This window comes from bacterium (assembly GCA_035529855.1).
Taxonomy (GTDB): Bacteria; RBG-13-66-14; B26-G2; order WVWN01; family WVWN01; genus WVWN01.
The window spans coordinates 1-17,844 of record DATKVX010000054.1; the positions used below are offsets into that span (position 1 = coordinate 1).

Below are 17,844 nucleotides of genomic sequence, written 5' to 3' on the forward strand. Positions count from 1 at the left end.
CCGACGGACGACGGCGTTACGCCGACGTTGGGCGGGCAGTGGACGCGGAAGACGTTGCCGTTGATATACGCGATGTAGAGGTATTCGCCGGAATACGCAATGCCGTAGGCGCCGCTCCAAGGCCCGGAGAAGGACGTCACGAGGGAGCCGGTGGTCGTTACGCCGTGGATAACGGCGCCGTTCATCCCGCCCCAGATGATCTGGTTACGCCAGTCGTAGGCTATGTCGTACATCATGCACGTGGAAGCGACCGAGAAAGAGCTCGTCAAGCTCCCCGTCGTGGCGTTGTAAACGTAGATCCGGTCGGCGGAATAGTCCGAGACGAATATAGCGGTCGTCCCGGCGCCGCCGTCGCCGGTAGCCAGCGGGGCGCAGCCGTGAGAGTAGTTGGTCGGAGTACTGTACGAGGCGTAAATGCTCCCGTTGGCGGCGTTGGTCCTATATAGGAGGTAAGGGACGGCATAGGCCTTGCATTGCCAGAGGTAACCGGGGGCGGCGTACGCCAGGCCTCGGGTACTGCCGCCGCCGGCGTTCGCGAACGACGCTACGACCGAGCCGTTCAACGGGTTCGCGACCGTGATCCGGGACGCGCTGTAGTTACCCACGTAAAGGTACGTCCCGATACCCAGGCCGGCCTGGCCGCCTCCTGGAATGGGATACGAGCCGACGACGGTGCCTAGGTCACCGTACGCGGCGGCCGCTACGCAGAGCGCGGCCAAGGTTGCTATTAACGCTTTCTTCATTTCTTTTCCTCCTTGTAATTACGCTTGGTAACCGTTATGATTATGTGTCGGGGAACTCGGAAAGGAATACGCCGGCGTGCGAACGCCCCGGGTAGAACCGAAATCCACCGTGCCTCCTAATATAATAATTAAAAACGCGTTAATAGTCAACCTGAAATGATAAAAAAGCCGCCCGGAGGGGGCGGCTTCTTTTGCGTTCTGAAAGAACTTTACTTGAACACGGCCTTGATCTTACCCATCGAGGAGGGCGTGACGCCGACGGTGTTGGGGCAGTCGACGCGGTAGATATACTGGGTGGTAGCGCTGATATAGAGGTACTGGCTGTGATAGGCCATCCCGGCGTACGGGCCGTGGCCCGGCCACGAGAACGACGCCTTTACGGACCCGGTGGTGGTAATGCCGTATACGACGTTCGAGTTGTAGCGCCAGATGAGGCCGTTGCGGTGGTCGTAGGTGATGTCCTGAAAGGACGAATTGGGCGCCGCGAAAGAGCTTATCAAGCTTCCGGTAGTATAGTGATGCCGCCAGAAGTAGCTGGGCGAGGAATCGCTGCAGTACAAGGACGTCGCGCCCTCACCGCCGTCGCCGGTCTGGACGGCGGCGAGGCCCTGGGGGTCGTGGGCTACGGCCCAGGACGCGATAACCGACCCGGTACCGGAGTTGCAGCGATAGATGGTGTCGTTGGACCAACATCCCACGTAAACGTTATTGCCGAAGATGTACGCCAGGCCGCGGTTGCCGGTGTTGTACGGCGCCGGCCAAGAACCGGTCAAGGAACCGGTCGTGGGATTCAGGCGATATACCCGGTTTGGCGAGTTGTAATCCAGGACGAAGAGAACGCCGTTGGCCCGGGCCAGGCCGCGGGGTTGGGTGGCCGGCGCCCGAAAAGAACTTACGATATCGCCCAAAGCGCCGAAGGCGGTAGCGGCGCTGACGAGCGCCACGACGGTTATTAAAAACGTCTTTCGCATTTCGTACCCCCTTTTTGTACCTTCGCGGGAAAAGTGTATGGTAGCTTCCTGTGTACGCGATACTATATATAACTTATTTAGGACGTATTGTCAATAGCGTATACGGGAAAGCTGCGACCTTGAAAAACGGGCCTAACTTGTGTTATATTCACGCCCAATGAGTACCGCGGACGGGCCGAGCGGTTCGTTCGCCGGCCGGCAATTATATTTAAAATAGTGTCGCGGGACGGGCGGTTGTCTCCGCCCACGCCCTCATAAATTCCCCCCGCCCGTCCCCCCTTAGGAGCGTATATATGCATCTCGGCGCCGACCTCGGTTCCATCAGCGTGAACCTGGTCCTGCTTGACGACGATTACGACGTCGTCGAGGACCACTACATTCGCCACAAAGGCCGGCCCGTCAAGGCGCTCGCCGAGGGCGTCGACGACGTCCTCGGCCGCCACCCGGCCGACCAAATCAAGTCGCTAACGGTCACCGGCTCCGGCGGCAAGCTGGCGTCCGACATTTCGGGCGCGGCCTTCGTAAATGAAATAGTCGCGCAGACCGCCGCGGTGGGCCGCCTCTACCCGAACGTCCACACCGTCGTCGAGATCGGCGGCCAGGACTCCAAGCTCATCATCCTGGGCGAGGACGAGAAGACCGGCCGGACGGTAATCCGCGACTTCGCGATGAACACCATCTGCGCCGCCGGGACCGGCTCCTTCCTCGACCAGCAGGCCAGCCGGCTGGACCTGACGGTGGAGGAGTTCGGCGACCTGGCGCTCCGCTCCGAGCACCCGCCGCGCATCGCGGGCCGCTGCTCGGTCTTCGCCAAGTCCGACATGATACACCTCCAGCAGGAGGGCGCGCCGGACTACGACATCGTCGCGGGCCTGTGCTTCGCGATGGGCCGCAACTTCAAGGCCACGATCGCGAAGGGCAAGGATTTCCGCCTCGACTACTGCTTCATGGGCGGCGTCGCCGCGAACAAGGGGATGGTCCGCGCGTTCACCGAGGTGTTGGGGTTGGACGCCGGCGAGCTCGTCATCCCGGAGCACTTCGCCTCCATGGGCGCCATCGGCGCGGTGTTGGCCGCGGCGGAGCGGGGCGAGCTGACCCCCTTCGCCGGCACGAAAGCGTTCTACGACTCCCTCGTCGCGGCGCACGAGGAGGAGGAGGGCCAGGAGCGCCTCGTCCTGCGCGACGTACACCTCGAGCCGAAGGCCGACGCCGTACTCCCGGAAGACGGCGAGAAAATAAACTGCTTTTTGGGCGTCGACGTGGGCTCGCTCTCCACCAACGTCGTCGCGATGGATGAAAACTCCAACATTATCTCGAAGCGCTACTTGATGACGGCGGGCCGGCCCATCGAGGCCATCAGGCGCGGCCTGGCCGAGGTGGGCGAGGAAGTAGCCGACAAGGTAATAATACGGGGCGTCGGGACCACCGGCTCGGGCCGCTACCTCACCGGCGACTTCGTCGGCGCCGACGTCGTCAAGAACGAGATCACGGCGCAGGCCACCGCCGCGGCCTACATCGACCCGGGCGTCGATACCGTCTTCGAAATAGGCGGCCAGGACTCGAAATACATCGCGCTCGACAACGGCGCCATCGTCGACTTTGAGATGAACAAGGTATGCGCCGCCGGCACCGGCTCCTTCATCGAGGAGCAGAGCGAGCGGCTGGACGTCAACATCAAGGAGGAGTTCGCCGAGCTGGCGCTGGCGGCGGAGGCGCCCTGCCGCCTGGGCGAGCGCTGCACCGTCTTCATGGAGACGGACATCATAAGCCACCAGCAGAAAAGCGCGCCCCGCGAGGACCTCTGCGCCGGCCTGGGCTACTCCATCGTATTTAATTACCTCAACCGCGTCGTCCAGGAGAAGCGCGTCGCCGACAACATCTTCTTTCAGGGGGGCGTGGCGTTCAACAACGCCGTCGTCGCCGCCTTCGAGCAGGTCACCGGCAAGCCGGTCACCGTCCCCGACCACCACGAGGTCACCGGCGCCTGGGGCATGGCGATGATCGCCCGCGAGCTGTGGGACGGCGAGAGCGAAAGCTCCTTCAAGGGTTGGGACCTCGCCACCCGCAATTACGAGCAGAGCTCGTTCGAGTGCGCCGATTGCTCGAACCACTGCGAGATAAAAGTGGTGACGGTGGAGGGCGAGGAGCCGCTGTACTACGGCTCGCGGTGCGAGAAGTACGACGTCGAGCGCAAGAAGGCCCACAAGCGCGGCGAGGGCCTGCCCAACCTCTTCGCCGAGCGCGAGAAGCTCCTGAGCCGGAACTACACCTCCGCGAAGCCGGCCGAGGGCGCGCCGCGCGTCGGCCTGCCGCGCACCCTCTTCGTCCAAGAGATGCTGCCGTTCTTCAAGACCTTCCTGGCGGAGCTCGGTTTCGACGTCGTCCTCTCCGACTATACCAACAAGAAAATCATCCACGACGGCGTGGAGGCCGTGGCGTCGGAGTGCTGCTTCCCGGTCAAGGTGGCGCACGGCCACGTTATAGACCTGCTCCACAAGGGCGTGGACGCCGTCTTCATGCCGTCGGCCATTTCGCTCGAGAGGCAGAACGCGCTCACCGACAAGTCGTTCACCTGCCCCTACGTCCAGACGTCGCCGTACGTCATCTCCTCCGCGCTCGATTTGGATACCAAGGAGATGCCGCTGCTCGTGCCGAAGCTCTTCTTCGAGCGGGGCGACGCGGCGCTGGTGAACGCGCTCCACGACGCGCTCAAACCCCTCGGCGTCAAGAAGGGCGACGTCCGCCGCGCGTACCAGGCCGCCAAGGGCGCGCAGAACGAGTTCTATGCCCAGATAAAAACGCGCGGCATCGAGGTCCTGGAGGAGCTGGGCCGCGACGAAAACGCCGTCGTCATCATAGGCCGGCCCTACAACACCTGCGACGGCGGCATCAACCTCGAGATGCCGAAAAAGTTCCGCGATTTAGGTACGCTCGCCATCCCGATGGACTTCCTGCCGGTGGAGGAGGTCGAGCTCTCCCACGAGTGGGACAACATGTACTGGAAGTACGGCCAGAAGATCCTCTCCGCGGTCGAAATAGTGCGCAAGGACCCCCGCCTCCACGGCGTCTACATCACCAACTTCGGCTGCGGCCCGGACTCGTTCCTGCTCAAATTCTTCCGCGTCAAGATGGGCGGCAAGCCGTTCCTCCAGCTCGAAATCGACGAGCACTCCGCGGACGCCGGCGCCATCACCCGGGCGGAGGCGTTCCTGGACAGCATAAAAAATTTCCGCGACAAGGTCCCGGCCTCGGTCGAGATCAAGCGCCTCTCGCTCGCGGCGGAGGACCACAAGCGCAAGGTCTACATCCCGTATATGTGCGACCACGCCTACGCCATCCGCGCGGCGTTCGAGGCCGTGGGCGTGCCGGCGGTCGTGATGGACGAGCCGGACGACGAGACTCTCGTCTGGGGCCGCAAGTTCACCACCGGCAAGGAGTGCTACCCCTGCATCGTCACCACCGGCGACATGGTGAAGTACGCCAAGCGGCCCGACTTCGACCCGGAGCGGACGATCTTCTTCATGCCCGCCGGGACCGGCCCCTGCCGCTTCGGCCAGTACAACATGCTGCACCGCATCGTCCTGGCGGAGCTGGGCCTGGGCGACGTGCCGGTCTTCAGCCCCAACCAGGGCAAGACGCTCTATAACGACCTCGGCATCGTCGGGAATGAGTTCACGCGGCGGGCGTGGCAGGGCGTCGTCGCCATCGACATGCTCGAGAAGCTGCTGCTGCAGACGCGGCCCTACGAGCTCGAGGCCGGCGCCGCTCACGCGCTCTACTGGAAGTACGTCAAGCGCGTCGAGGAGAGCATATTAACGGACGGCACGCTGGACGCCATCGTCGAGATATGCCGGGAGGCCGCGGCCGCGTGGCCGTCCATCGCCGTCAACGACGAACCCCGGCCCAGGATAGGCATCGTCGGCGAGATCTACGTCCGCTCCAACCGCTTCTCGAACAGCCGCTTCATCGAGCAGGTGGAGGACCTGGGCGGCGAGGTGCTACTGCCGCCCATCTCGGAGTGGTTCTGGTATACCAACTGGACGCGCATCCGCGACTGCAAGATCCGCGGCGACTACTCCCGCCGGGCGCTCAGCATAATAACGCAGAAGATCCAGAAGGGCGACTACGGCAGGATAACGAGCGTCTTCAACGGCCTGGCGCGCAATTGGCCCGAGCCCGAAGTCGACGAGACCATCAAGATGGGCTCGCGCTACGTGCACGACACGTTCGAGGGGGAGGCCATACTGTCGGTGGGGAAGGCCGCGGAGTACGCCGAGCACGGCCTGCACGGCGTCGCCAACCTGATGCCGTTCACGTGCATGCCGGGGGTCATCGTCTCGGCGCTCTTAAAGCGCGTCCAGGGCGACTACGAAAACATACCCATATTGAACATGTCGTACGACGGCCTGGAGTCCGCGACCACGGGCACCCGCATCGAGGCGTTCATCTACCAGGCCCGCCAGCGCCTGGAAGTGGCGTTGGCGGCGAGGAAATAACATGTAGGGGCCGGCCTTCAGACCGGCCCGTTTTATTCCGGAATAACGTAGGGCCGTACCGTCAGGTGCGGCCGCCTTCGGTATAAAGTTAAATCACCCCGGCATCGCGCCGGGGTTTTCATATTATAAAAAGACCGCGGCGGCTCGAGCTAAAGGTCGGCCCCTACGTTTCCCTGTGCCACCGGCATTCCTTGTGGCACCGGCATTTCTGGTGGCACCGGCATTCCTGCCGGTGAATGGCCCTGGTAGGGGCGACTGGCCATCCCTAATTTATCCCCGGGGCCTCCGGCGGCGCTTGGTGCCGGGGTTTGTGGACAGGGGGCTTAAGCCCCCTGTCAGGGCGGCTCGAGCTGAAGGTCGGCCCCTACGTTCCTCGGTGCCACCGGCATTCCTGCCGGTGAACGGCCCTGGTAGGGGCGACTGGCCATCCCTAATTTATCCCCGGGGCCTCCGGCGGCGCTTGGTGCCGGGGTTTGTGGACAGGGGGCTTAAGCCCCCTGTCAGGGCGGCTCGAGCTGAAGGTCGGCCCCTACATTTCCCGGTGCCACCGGCATTCCTGCCGGTGAATGGCCCTGGTAGGGGCGACTGGCCAGTCGCCCCTACGGACGCCCCAACGTCCCCCCCGTGCCACCGGCATTCCTGCCGGTGATAAGAAGCGGCATTCCTGCCGGCCTAACGTTCTCGCCGACAAGAATGTCGGCGCCACCGGCCGGCATTCCTGCCGGTGAATGGCCCTGGTAGGGGCGACTGGCCAGTCGCCCCTACGGACGCCCCAACGTCCCCCCCGTGCCACCGGCGCTCCTGCCGGTGTGGTGTTTTGACAGTGGGCTTAAGCCCACTGTCTACGGCGCCGACAAGAATGTCGGTGCCACCCCTATTTTTCCGGTGAATTGTCCCCCCCGACAAGAATGTCGGTGCCACTGGCCGGTCGCCCCTACGGTTGCGGCAAGAACCTTGAGGCCCCTGTCCCCGGGCTCGGCTCGAGCGGAAAGCCGACGCCCACTTTTATGTTGCCCGCCCGCGTCGCGGCGGGTATAATTAATACGTATGAAATACCGCATAATCGTCGAGCAAGACGAAGACGGCGTCTTCGTCGCAGAGGCGCCGGCGCTTCCGGGTTGCGTTTCCCAGGGCGCGACGCGCGAGGAGGCCGTGGCCAATATTAAGGACGCCATCGCCGGATACCTCGCGAGCCTCGATAAGCACGCCGAACCGGTTCCGCCGCCGATAACGGAAGAAGTAGTCGAGGTCTAAGGGCGTGGCGAAGCTCCCGGTGGTTTCGGGGAAGGAGTTGGTCCGCGCTCTGGCGCGTTTCGGGTACGACGTAGACCACCAAACCGGGAGCCACGTTATCCTTCGGCAAACCTCCTCGCCCTATCGTCGGCTCACGGTACCCCGCCACAAAGAAATCGCGAAGGGGACGTTGCGGTCGGTCCTACGTAACGCCGGATTGACGGCCGAGCAGTTACGCGAGGCGTTACGGTAAAGGGAAGCTCGAACTCAGCGGGTACTACAAACTCTTCTTTCTAACCCCCTGATAAAAACCCCGCCCCTTCGCCGAGGCGACAAGGGCCTTGGGGCCCTTGTCCCCGCGCCCGGCTCGAGCTGAAGGTCGGCCCCTACGTTTTGGCGGAGGCGGGGATGTAGGGGCGCACGGCTGTGCGCCCCTATAATATGCGCCGGCCGCGTCGGTTGGTAACAACCGACGCCACGCTGTTGTCACGTAGCGCCGTACCTTCAGGTGCGGCCACGTTGCGCATATCGTTAATTTCCCCCGGCATCGCGCCGGGGTTTTGTTTGGGTTCTTAGGGCAAGGGCCTTAAGGCCCTTGTCGGGGCGGCTCGAGCTGAAGGTCGGCCCCTACGTTTTGGCGGAGGCGGGGAGGTAGGGGTGGGACAAGGGGCTTAAGCCCCTTGTTGGGAACCGGTTTTCACGTCGGCCCGAAATGTCGCGGGCGGGCCCGGAGGTCCGCCCCTATTTTTTGGGGGCTAACGGTATAGGGCTTTCACGCGGCCCAGGCTCGCCGGCGTAGTTACAAAAGCAAAAGCCCCGCGCTCGCCGCGGGGCTTTGGCTCGAGCGCGTTCCGCGTTTAAATTTCTTTGAAAATTTCTTCGGCGGCGCCGACGCCGACCCCCGGCTCGAAGACGTAGCCCTTGTCGGCCAGGCCCGCCTCCAGCGCCGCGACGGCCGTTATGACGTCGAACGGGCCCACGCCGCCCATATGGGCGATGCGTATGATGCGGTCTTTGAGCTGGCCCTGGCCGCCGCCGAAAACCACCCCGTAGGTGCGCGCGATGTGGGCGCGAAGCTCGTCGGCGCCGACCTCGTCGGGAGGCCGGAGGACGGTCACGACGTCCGCCGGGTTGAGCGCGAACAGCCGCAGCGCCAGCGCGTTCACCCCGGCGCGCGTGGCCCGCGATAACTTCTCGTGACGGGCGAAGATGTTGGGCAGGCCCTCTTCCATCATGAGCTCGAGCGCCTTGGCCAGCGCGCGCAGCGTCGCGACCGCCGGCGTGAACGGCGTCTCGAACTTCTCGCCCCACTGGCGGTACTTCCGCAAGTCCCAATAGTACCGCGGACACTTGGCCCGCTCGCAGACCTTCCACGCGTTGTTGCTGAGCGATATGAACGCGACGCCCGGCGGCGTCATAAAGCTCTTCTGCGAGGCCGAGAGCGTGGCGTCGACGTTCCACTCGTCCATCCGGAAGTCCATCGCGCCCAGCCCCGAGACGGCGTCGACGACCAGGAGCGCGTTGGTGTCGGCGACGATGCGGCCTATCTCCTCGATATCCTGGACGACGCCGGTGGAGGTGTCGACGAAGGTGGTGAATACGGCCCGTATCTCGTTCTCCGTATCCTCGGCGAGCCTCTCGGCCACGAGCTTGGGGTTGACCGCGCGGCCCCACTCGACGTCGACGGCGCGGACCATGACGCCGTATTCCTTGAGTATGTCGGCCCAACGGTTGCCGAAGTGGCCGGCGCGTATGACCAGCGCTTTCTCCCCCGGCGACATGAGGTTGGCGACCGCGGCCTCCATCGCCGACGTGCCGGACCCCGTCAGGAGGTATACGTCGTGCGACGTCCCCACGACCTCGCGGAGGGTCGTCGTGACGTACTGGAAGAGTTCGTGAAACTCGCGGCCGCGGTGCGAGACCATGTCCGCGGCCTGCGCGCAGGCCACCGCGGCGGGAACGGGCGTGGGCCCGGGGGTCATTAAGTATTTTTTGACCATCGCGAGAGTCCTCTTTTAATTAAAGCCAAAGCCGGAGACGCGTAGTATAAAATATCGTTATCGAAATCACAAGGTTTTTACGCGCCGTCGCGGCCCTCTCGCCTCCGCCGCGGGCGGTTTTTTGTTTTTTGCCCCGGGTCTAGGGCCCGGGTCCCGTTACCGCGGCGAGGCGCCGCCGGCCTTCGGCGTTGCGGGGGTCGAACTCGAGCCCTTTCCGGTAGGCCGCGGCCGCGGCGGCGAAGTCGCCCCGCGCCTCGTATACCAACCCCATGTTGAAGTACGCGTTCGCGTAGCGCGGGTTCAGCGCCGCCGCGCGCTCGAGCGTCCGGAGCGCGCCGTCGCCGTCGCGCCGCGCCAGCAGTACGATGCCGTAGTTGACCAGCGCCGGCACATTATCGGGGTCGCGCGCCAGCGCCCCCGCGACGAAACGCTCCGCCTCCGCGTAGCGCCCCTGGTACAAGAGGAGCGTGCCGTAGCTGTTCAGCGTATCCGGATTGTCGGGGGTGAGCCTCAGCGCCTCGTCGAGCGCGCGTTTGGCCGCCGGTACGTTATCGAGTCTTATGTACGCCAGGCCGAGGTTGTTCCACGAGAAGGCGTCCTCCGGCTCGAGCGCCACGGCCTTCTCGTACGCCCGGGCCGCGGCCCGGTCATCCCCCAGGGAAGCGTACGCGCCGCCCAGGTGATGGTAGGAGTACGCTTCCGCTATAATGACGTTGGCGGGCGGAGGCCAATAGGCCGCGGCGTACCCGGCGATTACCACCGCCGCGCCGACGGCGATTTTCCACCTCGTCCGGGCCCGAGCCGCGTCGACGAGCCCCACGACCGCCGCGGCGGCGAATACCGCCAGCAGGGGGAAGGCCGGGAAGCGGTAACGGCCCGTTACGAAGAAGAGCGTCGCGAGCGAGCCGAGGTACACCGCCAACAGCGCCAGCGCCGGCCAAAATTTCCGCCGCGGCGCCGCCAACGCCGCGCCGGCCAGCGCCCACGGCAGTATTATGCCCCACGTGAAGGGCAGGATTTTCAATACCCCGCTCCTCGGCCTAAAGAAGTTGAAGTCCTGGTGGTTCGGTATTTCGTACGCGCTCGCGAGGAGGCGGAGGCGCCGCCCCACTTTCGTCGTATAATCGCCCGGCCGCGTAAGAGCGTATTTTACCGCCTCGCGGGTGAAGAAGGCCGAGACCTCGGAGGGTTTGAGCGGGCGGCCCAGCTTCTCCTCGGCGTACGCGGTGGACGACGCCTCCATGTGCGCGGGCCACGGCCCGGGCGCTTTGAACGTGCCGTTGGCCTGGGGGTTGTTGCCGATGAAGAGGTTGACGCCGCCGTTGGAGGAGATGAGGACGACGTCGCGGCCTACGACGTAATTGCGGACGGCGCAGGGGGCGACGACCACCGCCGCGGCGGCGACGAGGGCGGCGACGTACTTGCCCCGGGCGAGGCGGGACGCGCCCTCCGCCAGGAACCATATCGCCAGCGCCACCGGCAGGAGGAGCAGTAAGTAATTCGGCCGGGCCAGTGCCCCCAACGCTATCAGTGCGCCCGCGGCGGCCGCCCGCCCCGGCGACCAGCGCGAAGTCGACGCCAGCAGCGCCACGCCGGCGAGGACCGCCGGCAGCAGGAAGTCCATGAGGAGCTCGCCGTCGTAGAAGACGGCCGCCGGCGAGAGCGCGTAGATGAGCCCGGCGACGACGCCGGCCGCCGTACCGGCCAGCCGTTTGCCGAGCAGGAAGACGAGCGCCGCGGTCGCGACCGATGCCAGGAGCTGGAGGAACGCCACGGCTCGGAAGTCGGCGAAGCCCCCCCGCGTCGCGAGCTTGACGCCGGCTATGAAGTACGGGTACGCCGGGCTGGAGTGGAAGTAGACGCCGCGGCCCAGGAGCTCGCCGCTTAGAATAATCTGCGCCTGGCGCGCGTATTCGACGGTGTCGCCGGTCGCGGCGGAGAAGAGCGGGAAGTCGCGTATCCCGGCGAAGTAGAGCAGCCGGACGGCGAGCGCCGCGGCGACCACCGCGGCTGGCGGGAGGTATCGACGTAGCGTGGCGTTCACGACGCGTCGAGTATAAAATATCGCGTCGCCCTTGGCAAGCCGGGCGACGAAAAAGGCCGGCTTGCGCCGGCTTAATCTTTCGAGGCTTGCGGCCCTTACCTGCGGCCGCCCTTATCTACCTCGGCGCGGTTCTCTACGACCTCGTCGATTATGCCGTACGCGACGGCCTCTTCAGGCGTCATGAAGTAGTCGCGGTCGGTGTCGCGCTCGACGGTGGCGAGGTCCTGGCCCGTATGCTCGGCGAGGATGCGGTTGAGCAGGTGCTTGAGCCGCAGAATTTCTTTGGCGTGGATGTCGATGTCGGAGGCCTGGCCTTTGAAGCCGCCGGCGAGCTGGTGGAGCAGGATGGTCGAGTTGGGGAGGGCGTAGCGTTTGCCCTTGGTGCCGGCGGCCAGGATGACCGCGGCCATGCTGGCGGCCATTCCCAGGCAGTACGTCGCGACGTGGCAGCGCACGAACTGCATCGTGTCGTAGATGGCGAAGCCCGCCGAGACCGAGCCGCCCGGCGAATTGATGTACATCAGGACGTCGCGCTCCGGGTCCTCTTTCTCCAGGTAGAGCAGTTGGGCAATAACGAGGTTGGCGACGTTGTCGTCGACGGCGTCGCCGACGAAGATGATGTGGTCCTTGAGGAGGCGGGAGTAGATGTCGTACTGGCGCTCGCCCCGGGCCGTCTGCTCGACCACCCACGGTATCAGCGTCACGGTTTACCTCCGGCGTAAAGGCCGGCCGAAGCGGCCGGCCGTAAGGCTGTTTCCATTTGGAGGTGAGGGGATTCGAACCCCTGACCTTCTGCATGCCATGCAGACGCGCTTCCAGCTGCGCCACACCCCCAGGGTCCTTATTAGATGATAGGCGAAATCGCGGCCTAAGTCAAGGGTAAAGGCCCGCCCCCGCCGCCCGCCGTTGATTTATCGTAGCGCGCGTGTTATATTTCGCGCGCATCAACAGCTTATGGCGGCTCGCAGGATAGACCGTAGCCCGCACGTGCGGGAGAACGTGCTGGCGCTCAGGAGGCGCCGGCGTTTCGTCGAGGTTTACTTCGTCGTCGCGCTGGCCCTCGTCGCCGTCGTCCTCATCCTCCACACCCTCTTCGTCATAGGCCGGCTGCGGCGCGAGTTCCGCGTCACCAGCAACGCCTACGCCACCTTCCAAACGCTGCTCGCCTCCGACCTCCAGGACCCGGGGATGGAGGACGTCATCATCATGCTGGCGCAGGACATCGGCGGCACGATGAACTTCCCCACCGTCGCGACCGACGCCGAGGGAACGCCCCAGGTGTGGTGGCCCGGCTTCAACGAGCGGCTGGGGGCCGACCCGGACGAGAACCTCGAGCTCGTCAAGGGCTTCGCCGCCGACCTCGACCGCCGTAATGACCCCATAACCATAACGCGCTACGAGGTGGACGCCGAAACCGGCCGGCCCGCGGACCGCCTCTTCGGCCGGTTCCACTACGGCGAGCCGCGGACGATCCGCCTGCTGTACTGGGTGCCGGCGCTGGAGCTGGCCCTCATCGCCGCGTTTACGTTTACCGGCGCCCTGGCGTACCGGCGCCTGAAGAAGACGGAGCAGCAGGCCATCTGGGCCGGGATGGCGCGGGAGACGGCGCACCAGCTGGGGACCCCCGTCACTTCCCTCATCGGCTGGCTGGAGCACCTGCGCGAGCGGGCGGGCGACGACGAAGCGCTGCGGGAACCGCTCGCCGAGATGGCCGAGGACATAAAGCGCCTCGAGAAAGTGGCCGCCCGCTTCCAGGAGATAGGCGCGCCCGTGCGGTTGGCGGAGGGCGACGTCGTCCCGTTGGTGGAGCGGGCGTTGGCGTACGGCCGACGCCGCGCGCCGGCCCAGGCCGAGATAACGTTCGAGGCCAGAACGCCCGCGAAGCTGCTGGTTCCCCATAGTCCCATATTGATGGAGTGGGTGGTGGAGAACTTCGTCAAAAACGCCGTCGACGCGACGAAGGACTTATCGCCGGGGCAAGGGCGCATCGTCGTAGAGGTGCGGGAAGATGCGGATGCCGTGGCCTTGGCCGTGACCGACAACGGCGTCGGCATAGACCCGGCGGAGACGGGCCTGATATTCACGCCCGGCTACAGCACCAAAGAGAAGGGGTGGGGTTTGGGGCTATCCCTCGTGAAGCGCATCGTGGAGGAAGTCCATCACGGCCGGCTCGAGGTTCGCAGCGAGCGTGGTAAGGGTTCTACTTTCACCGCCTACGTGCCGCGGAAGTCGCGGAAAAGAGGAGAAGGTTAAATGGGGATACGTAAACCGACTATCGCCGCCCTGGGCGCGTCGGCCGCCTGGGCCGCGTTTGCGCTTTGGTCGTCGTTATCTTGCGGCACGCCGCCCGCCGGCGGGGGGGAATTCACGCTCGTCGCCGACAGCCTGGGTGAGGTCCCGATGCACCCCGACGCGTTAACGTTGGATAACCTCGCGAACGCGTTCGACGGCTCGATGGAGACGCGGTGGACGACGGTGGCGAATATGGAACCGGGTTTCTTCGTCGAGCTGCGGTTCGACCGACCCCGCAAGGTCGCCGGCCTGGTGCTGAATTCCAAGCCGACGCCCAAGGACTTCCCGCGCGGCTTCGTCGTCGAGGTATCGCGCGACGGGGAGAATTGGGAGGAGGCCGCCGCGGGCGGCCCCAAAGCGACGAAGGGCGGCGTCACGACCATAAACTTCGACCGGCCGCGCGAAGTGCGCAACGTGCTGGTAACCGTAAACAAGGCCGCGCCTTATTGGTGGTCGATATACGAGGTGGAAGTCAAGTACGCCGAATAGGCAAAGCGGGACGAAAGACGCGAGGCGCTCTTCCGGAGGCGTATAAGCTGCGGGAGGATACGGAAGCGGTAACCCCCTTTTTTAAAAAGCTAGTACACGGATGGTCGAGCGAGGGCGGCGGCGGGAAGTTCCCGCTTATCGTTTTGGCGGCGTTCGCGCTTTACCGGCTAATATACGGCTTCGTTATCTTCGACGCCATGGCCGTCCCCGAATTCGATTTTTTTTGTTTCCGGAACGTCGCCCATAGTTTCGCGCATTTCGGACTTCCCTCTTTTTACAAATGGGCCCCCGGTTACCCTCTCTTAATGGCTTTGTGGCCTTTTCACTTTGGCGGGGTTGACCGATTGCTTCAAGGCGGAGAGGTAGTTAATCTCGTAGCGTCCGTGGGAGTGCTTTTATTGTTATACCGTTGGGCCAGGGGTATCGTGGGGCCGGCGGCGGTCCTCGCCGTCGTAATAATGGGCAGTTTTAAAATCTTCGTCGAACATTCGGCGCAACCGTTGTGTGATATGGTACTTGTTTTTTTCGTCGTCGCCGCCGTATCCGGCGCCGGGACGGGGAGATTTTGGCCGTATGCGGCGGCGGGAGCGGCGGCCCTTACCAGGTACGAAGGTATCGCCTTGTTGGTTTTAGTTCTCCTGGCCGACGCACCCCGCTGGCGGTCGCGCCCCGCGGTCTTATGGTACGCGGTTGTAGCGGCGTTGCCGATAACCGCGTGGTTAGTGTTGAGCGTTCTTAATTCGCAAGTCGTAAACCCTTACGTCGAACAAATGCTGGCGTTAAAAACTGTCGGCGTCGGTTTTTTGGGGACGGTGGCGTACGTAATATTTCCCGCGTGGGCGCCCCATTTGGGTTTCGTGGCAGTTTTTTTTGCCGCGGTCGCGTTATGGGGGGCCGTACTCCTCGCCTGGCGCGGCGGCGTAGGGGCCCGCGTGTACGTGGCGTTCGCGGTATTCTATATCGCCGTCCACATGTTATTCCCGTTTAGTTTTGGAAGGTTCGTCCTACCCCTCATACCGCTCATCTCCGTGGCGTTGGTCGCGGGCGGGAAGCAAATACTGGCGTTTGGCGGAAGGGGGCTTAAGCGGGTGTCTTGGCCGGGTGTCGTGGGGGCGGCGGCCGCCGTTTTGTGGTTGGTGGGGGTTTCGGCCTCGTTTGTAACCCGGCGCAAGGAGCCGGCGTTATTCGTATGGGGAGCGGGCCTACCGCTCGCGGCGTTAATGACGGCCGCGATATGGGCCGCGTTTTTTCCCGCTCCCGTTTCGGGGGCTGAAAAACGACGTCGGTTCGCAGGATTCGTTTTCCCGTTAATTTTCTTATCCCTATTTGTAAACGCGCAAGTGAAGTTATGGGGAGCGAACTGGTACAACTTCCGGTGGCGGGGGGCTTCGCTGCGGGCGGCGGGTGAGGCATTGTCCGAATTCGTGGCCCCGCATAAAAAGGTGTGCACGGTTTGGCCCGATATTATAAAGTTCTACGCCTATCCCGCGTCGTTTAAGGTTATCAAGCCGGCGCGACTTAAGGCCCCCGACGAACGGAAGTTCGCGGCTGTGGCCGCCCGGAAAGGCGTAACGTACGTCTGTTACGACAGCATTTCGGGCAACGACCCGTTCGGTTATTTCGCCCTGAATACGGGGGTTCCCCTGCTGACGCCGTTTGCCGCGGGGGAGGACGTGCCGCCCTACGAACGCCGTAGTACCGTCGTGACGCCCGGGGAATACGTCCACGTCTACCGCTTAAAAAATGAACGCTGAAAAGGGCCGTGCGCGATAGGGTCAACTTAGATATGGGACGTCGCAACGAGAAGTTCGAGCCCCGCCGTCGGCTCACGACGGCTGCGGCGGCGTTCGTCGCCGCGATACCGACAACCGAGCGGGTGCTCGTAGCCGCGATCCTGGTTTTGGCTTTTGCCCTCTTATTGACCACTTATGATTTTTTCGCCGTACCGCCGCCGGATTTTTTCTCGTTTCACGCCGTCGCGGCCAGCTTAGGCCGATTGGAATTGCCGGGGTCGTTTAAGCGGGCTCCGGCGTACCCCGCGGCTATAGCCCTCGGCCGGCTGGTAGCGCCCGGGCCGGACCCCTTCCTTACCGCGGCGAGTGTTATAAATATCTTCGCCGCCCTGGGGGTCTTGGCGTTGACCTATTATTGGACCAGGCCGATGCTCGGGCGGTGGGCGCCGTTGGCCGTGGCGTTGGTCGCGACGTCGTCCCAGTTCGCGTTGTTGGCCGCTATGCCCTTATGTGAGATGTTGTACCTCCTCTTGATATTGGCGGCGGTGGTTACGGCGGGGCGCGCGAACGGATGGACGTACTTGTGGGCCGGCGCCGCGGCCGCGACGCGGTACGAGGCGCTGGCGATAATACCGCTGGTGGCCCTGTGCGACGCGGCTAATTGGCGCCGCCGGCCGCGGCTGATAATTTACGCCTTGCTCGCCGTCGTACCCGCGGCCGGTTGGGTGTTGGCCGGGTACTTGCTCACCGGGTCCCTCAATCCGTACGTGGAAGAGATTCGGGCGCTGGGCGCGAGCGGGTGGGCGTTTCCGCGCGTGCTCGCGGCGTCTTTCTACGACCCGGCTCGGCCCGCGTCGTGGGCGATTACGGCCGTCTTCGCCGCCGTGGCCGCGATCGGATGCGTGAAACTCGCCGTCCGGGGCGGCGCGGGCGAACGCGCCTATATCGGTTTCGCCGTTATTTATACGACGGTACACGTCGTCTTTCCGTTTAGCTTCCGCCGCTTCGTATTCCCGGTGTGGCCGTTAATGGTTTTGGCGTTGTTGGAGGGGGGCAAGGTTTTATATTCCTGGGGCGGGAAGTTGCGTTCGGGCAGGTGGTGGTACGCGACGGCCGCGGTTTTATGCGGCGTTTTCGCCGTGGGGCTCGCGTGGCGCGCGGGAACCTGGCGCGGCGGCTCTACGGAGACGTTGCTTTTCGCGGGGTTGGTCCCGCTGGCGGCCCTGGCAGCCTGCGTCGTGTGGGGAATCGCGGGCGCGCGGCTCGAACCTCGGCGATGGGCTTTGGGGGCCGTGGCGCTGGTCGCCGTCGCGTTGTTCGCCGACGGCAACTTCCGCGCGTACCTCCCCGAGCGCGAAGCCATAAAGCACGACCGAGCGTCGCTCAAGAAGGCGGCGTCGTGGCTTGCGCGCGCGGCGGGGCGCGACGAGGTCGTAATCACGGCCTACCCGTACCTTTTCGGCTACTACTTCGGCGCGGCGGGGCCCGCGGCGCGGTTGCCGGCCTCTTTCCGCACCGCCGACTTCGCTCTGTTTACGGCGCGAGCCCGGCGCGCCGGCGCGACCTACGTTTGCTACGATAGCATCTCGGCCCGCGACCTGGGCGGATATTTCGTCGAGGGCACCGGCGCCCAACTCCTTCAGCCGCTAAGCGCCGGCCGCGACGTCGGGCCTTACCGCTTTATAGGCCAAACCGAAGCTCCCGGGGAATACGTTTACATCTACCGGTTGGCCGAGGAACCGCCGGGGTGGAAGCCGCCCGGGTGGGAGAACGAACGGGGGGAATGACGGGCCCCGCCGGCGGCGAGGGCCGAAATGCCCGTAGTGCCGTCGCCGAAGAACCT

General features: G+C 64.4%; 12 protein-coding genes and 1 tRNA gene. 7 read left to right on the top strand and 6 right to left on the bottom strand.

Annotated elements, in window-relative coordinates:
* A partial coding sequence (locus VMX79_05980; GenBank protein HUV86645.1) for a hypothetical protein occupies nt 1-743 on the bottom strand: 743 nt, incomplete at its 3' end.
* 209 nt (nt 744-952) lie between these two features.
* A complete protein-coding gene (locus VMX79_05985) occupies nt 953-1,714 on the bottom strand; it encodes a hypothetical protein (protein HUV86646.1) in 762 nt (253 codons plus the stop codon).
* A gap of 293 nt (nt 1,715-2,007) precedes the next feature.
* On the opposite strand from VMX79_05985, the gene VMX79_05990 reads away from it, so the two are divergent.
* The 3 genes from VMX79_05990 to VMX79_06000 all read left to right on the top strand — a co-directional run bounded on the left by VMX79_05990 (nt 2,008) and on the right by VMX79_06000 (nt 7,696).
* Nucleotides 2,008-6,210, top strand: coding sequence for an acyl-CoA dehydratase activase (locus VMX79_05990; GenBank protein HUV86647.1), 4,203 nt, complete (start codon nt 2,008-2,010; stop codon nt 6,208-6,210).
* Between the two features lie 1,047 nt (nt 6,211-7,257).
* A complete protein-coding gene (locus VMX79_05995; GenBank protein ID HUV86648.1) occupies nt 7,258-7,464 on the top strand; it encodes a type II toxin-antitoxin system HicB family antitoxin in 207 nt (68 codons plus the stop codon).
* A gap of 19 nt (nt 7,465-7,483) precedes the next feature.
* Nucleotides 7,484-7,696 (top strand): type II toxin-antitoxin system HicA family toxin, encoded by a 213-nt coding sequence (locus VMX79_06000; GenBank protein HUV86649.1) that lies wholly within the window; start codon nt 7,484-7,486, stop codon nt 7,694-7,696.
* Between the two features lie 604 nt (nt 7,697-8,300).
* Here VMX79_06000 and VMX79_06005 read toward each other — a convergent pair.
* The 4 genes from VMX79_06005 to VMX79_06020 form a co-directional block, all read right to left on the bottom strand.
* Nucleotides 8,301-9,443: an alanine--glyoxylate aminotransferase family protein gene (locus tag VMX79_06005; GenBank protein ID HUV86650.1), complete on the bottom strand. Its 1,143-nt coding sequence runs from the start codon at nt 9,441-9,443 to the stop codon at nt 8,301-8,303.
* A gap of 139 nt (nt 9,444-9,582) precedes the next feature.
* Entirely contained in the window at nt 9,583-11,487 is a 1,905-nt protein-coding gene (locus VMX79_06010) for a tetratricopeptide repeat protein (protein HUV86651.1), read from the bottom strand.
* A gap of 95 nt (nt 11,488-11,582) precedes the next feature.
* Complete coding sequence (locus VMX79_06015) at nt 11,583-12,191, bottom strand: ATP-dependent Clp protease proteolytic subunit (GenBank protein HUV86652.1); 609 nt, start codon at nt 12,189-12,191, stop codon at nt 11,583-11,585.
* A 57-nt stretch (nt 12,192-12,248) separates the two neighbouring features.
* Nucleotides 12,249-12,321, bottom strand: a tRNA-Ala gene (locus tag VMX79_06020).
* A gap of 120 nt (nt 12,322-12,441) precedes the next feature.
* Between VMX79_06020 and VMX79_06025 the strand changes: the two genes are divergently transcribed.
* From VMX79_06025 to VMX79_06040, 4 genes are all read left to right on the top strand, one after another.
* Nucleotides 12,442-13,740 (top strand): HAMP domain-containing sensor histidine kinase, encoded by a 1,299-nt coding sequence (locus VMX79_06025; GenBank protein HUV86653.1) that lies wholly within the window; start codon nt 12,442-12,444, stop codon nt 13,738-13,740.
* Nucleotides 13,741-14,268: a discoidin domain-containing protein gene (locus VMX79_06030; protein HUV86654.1), complete on the top strand. Its 528-nt coding sequence runs from the start codon at nt 13,741-13,743 to the stop codon at nt 14,266-14,268. It abuts the gene before it with no gap.
* 398 nt (nt 14,269-14,666) lie between these two features.
* The gene (locus tag VMX79_06035; protein HUV86655.1) at nt 14,667-16,022 is read left to right on the top strand and encodes a hypothetical protein; all 1,356 of its coding nucleotides are present in this window, start codon (nt 14,667-14,669) and stop codon (nt 16,020-16,022) included.
* Nucleotides 16,023-16,054: 32 nt separating this feature from the next.
* Nucleotides 16,055-17,788 carry a hypothetical protein gene (locus VMX79_06040; GenBank protein ID HUV86656.1) on the top strand — a complete coding sequence of 578 codons (1,734 nt, stop codon included), beginning with the start codon at nt 16,055-16,057 and terminating at the stop codon, nt 17,786-17,788.
* Nucleotides 17,789-17,844: the final 56 nt, after the last annotated feature.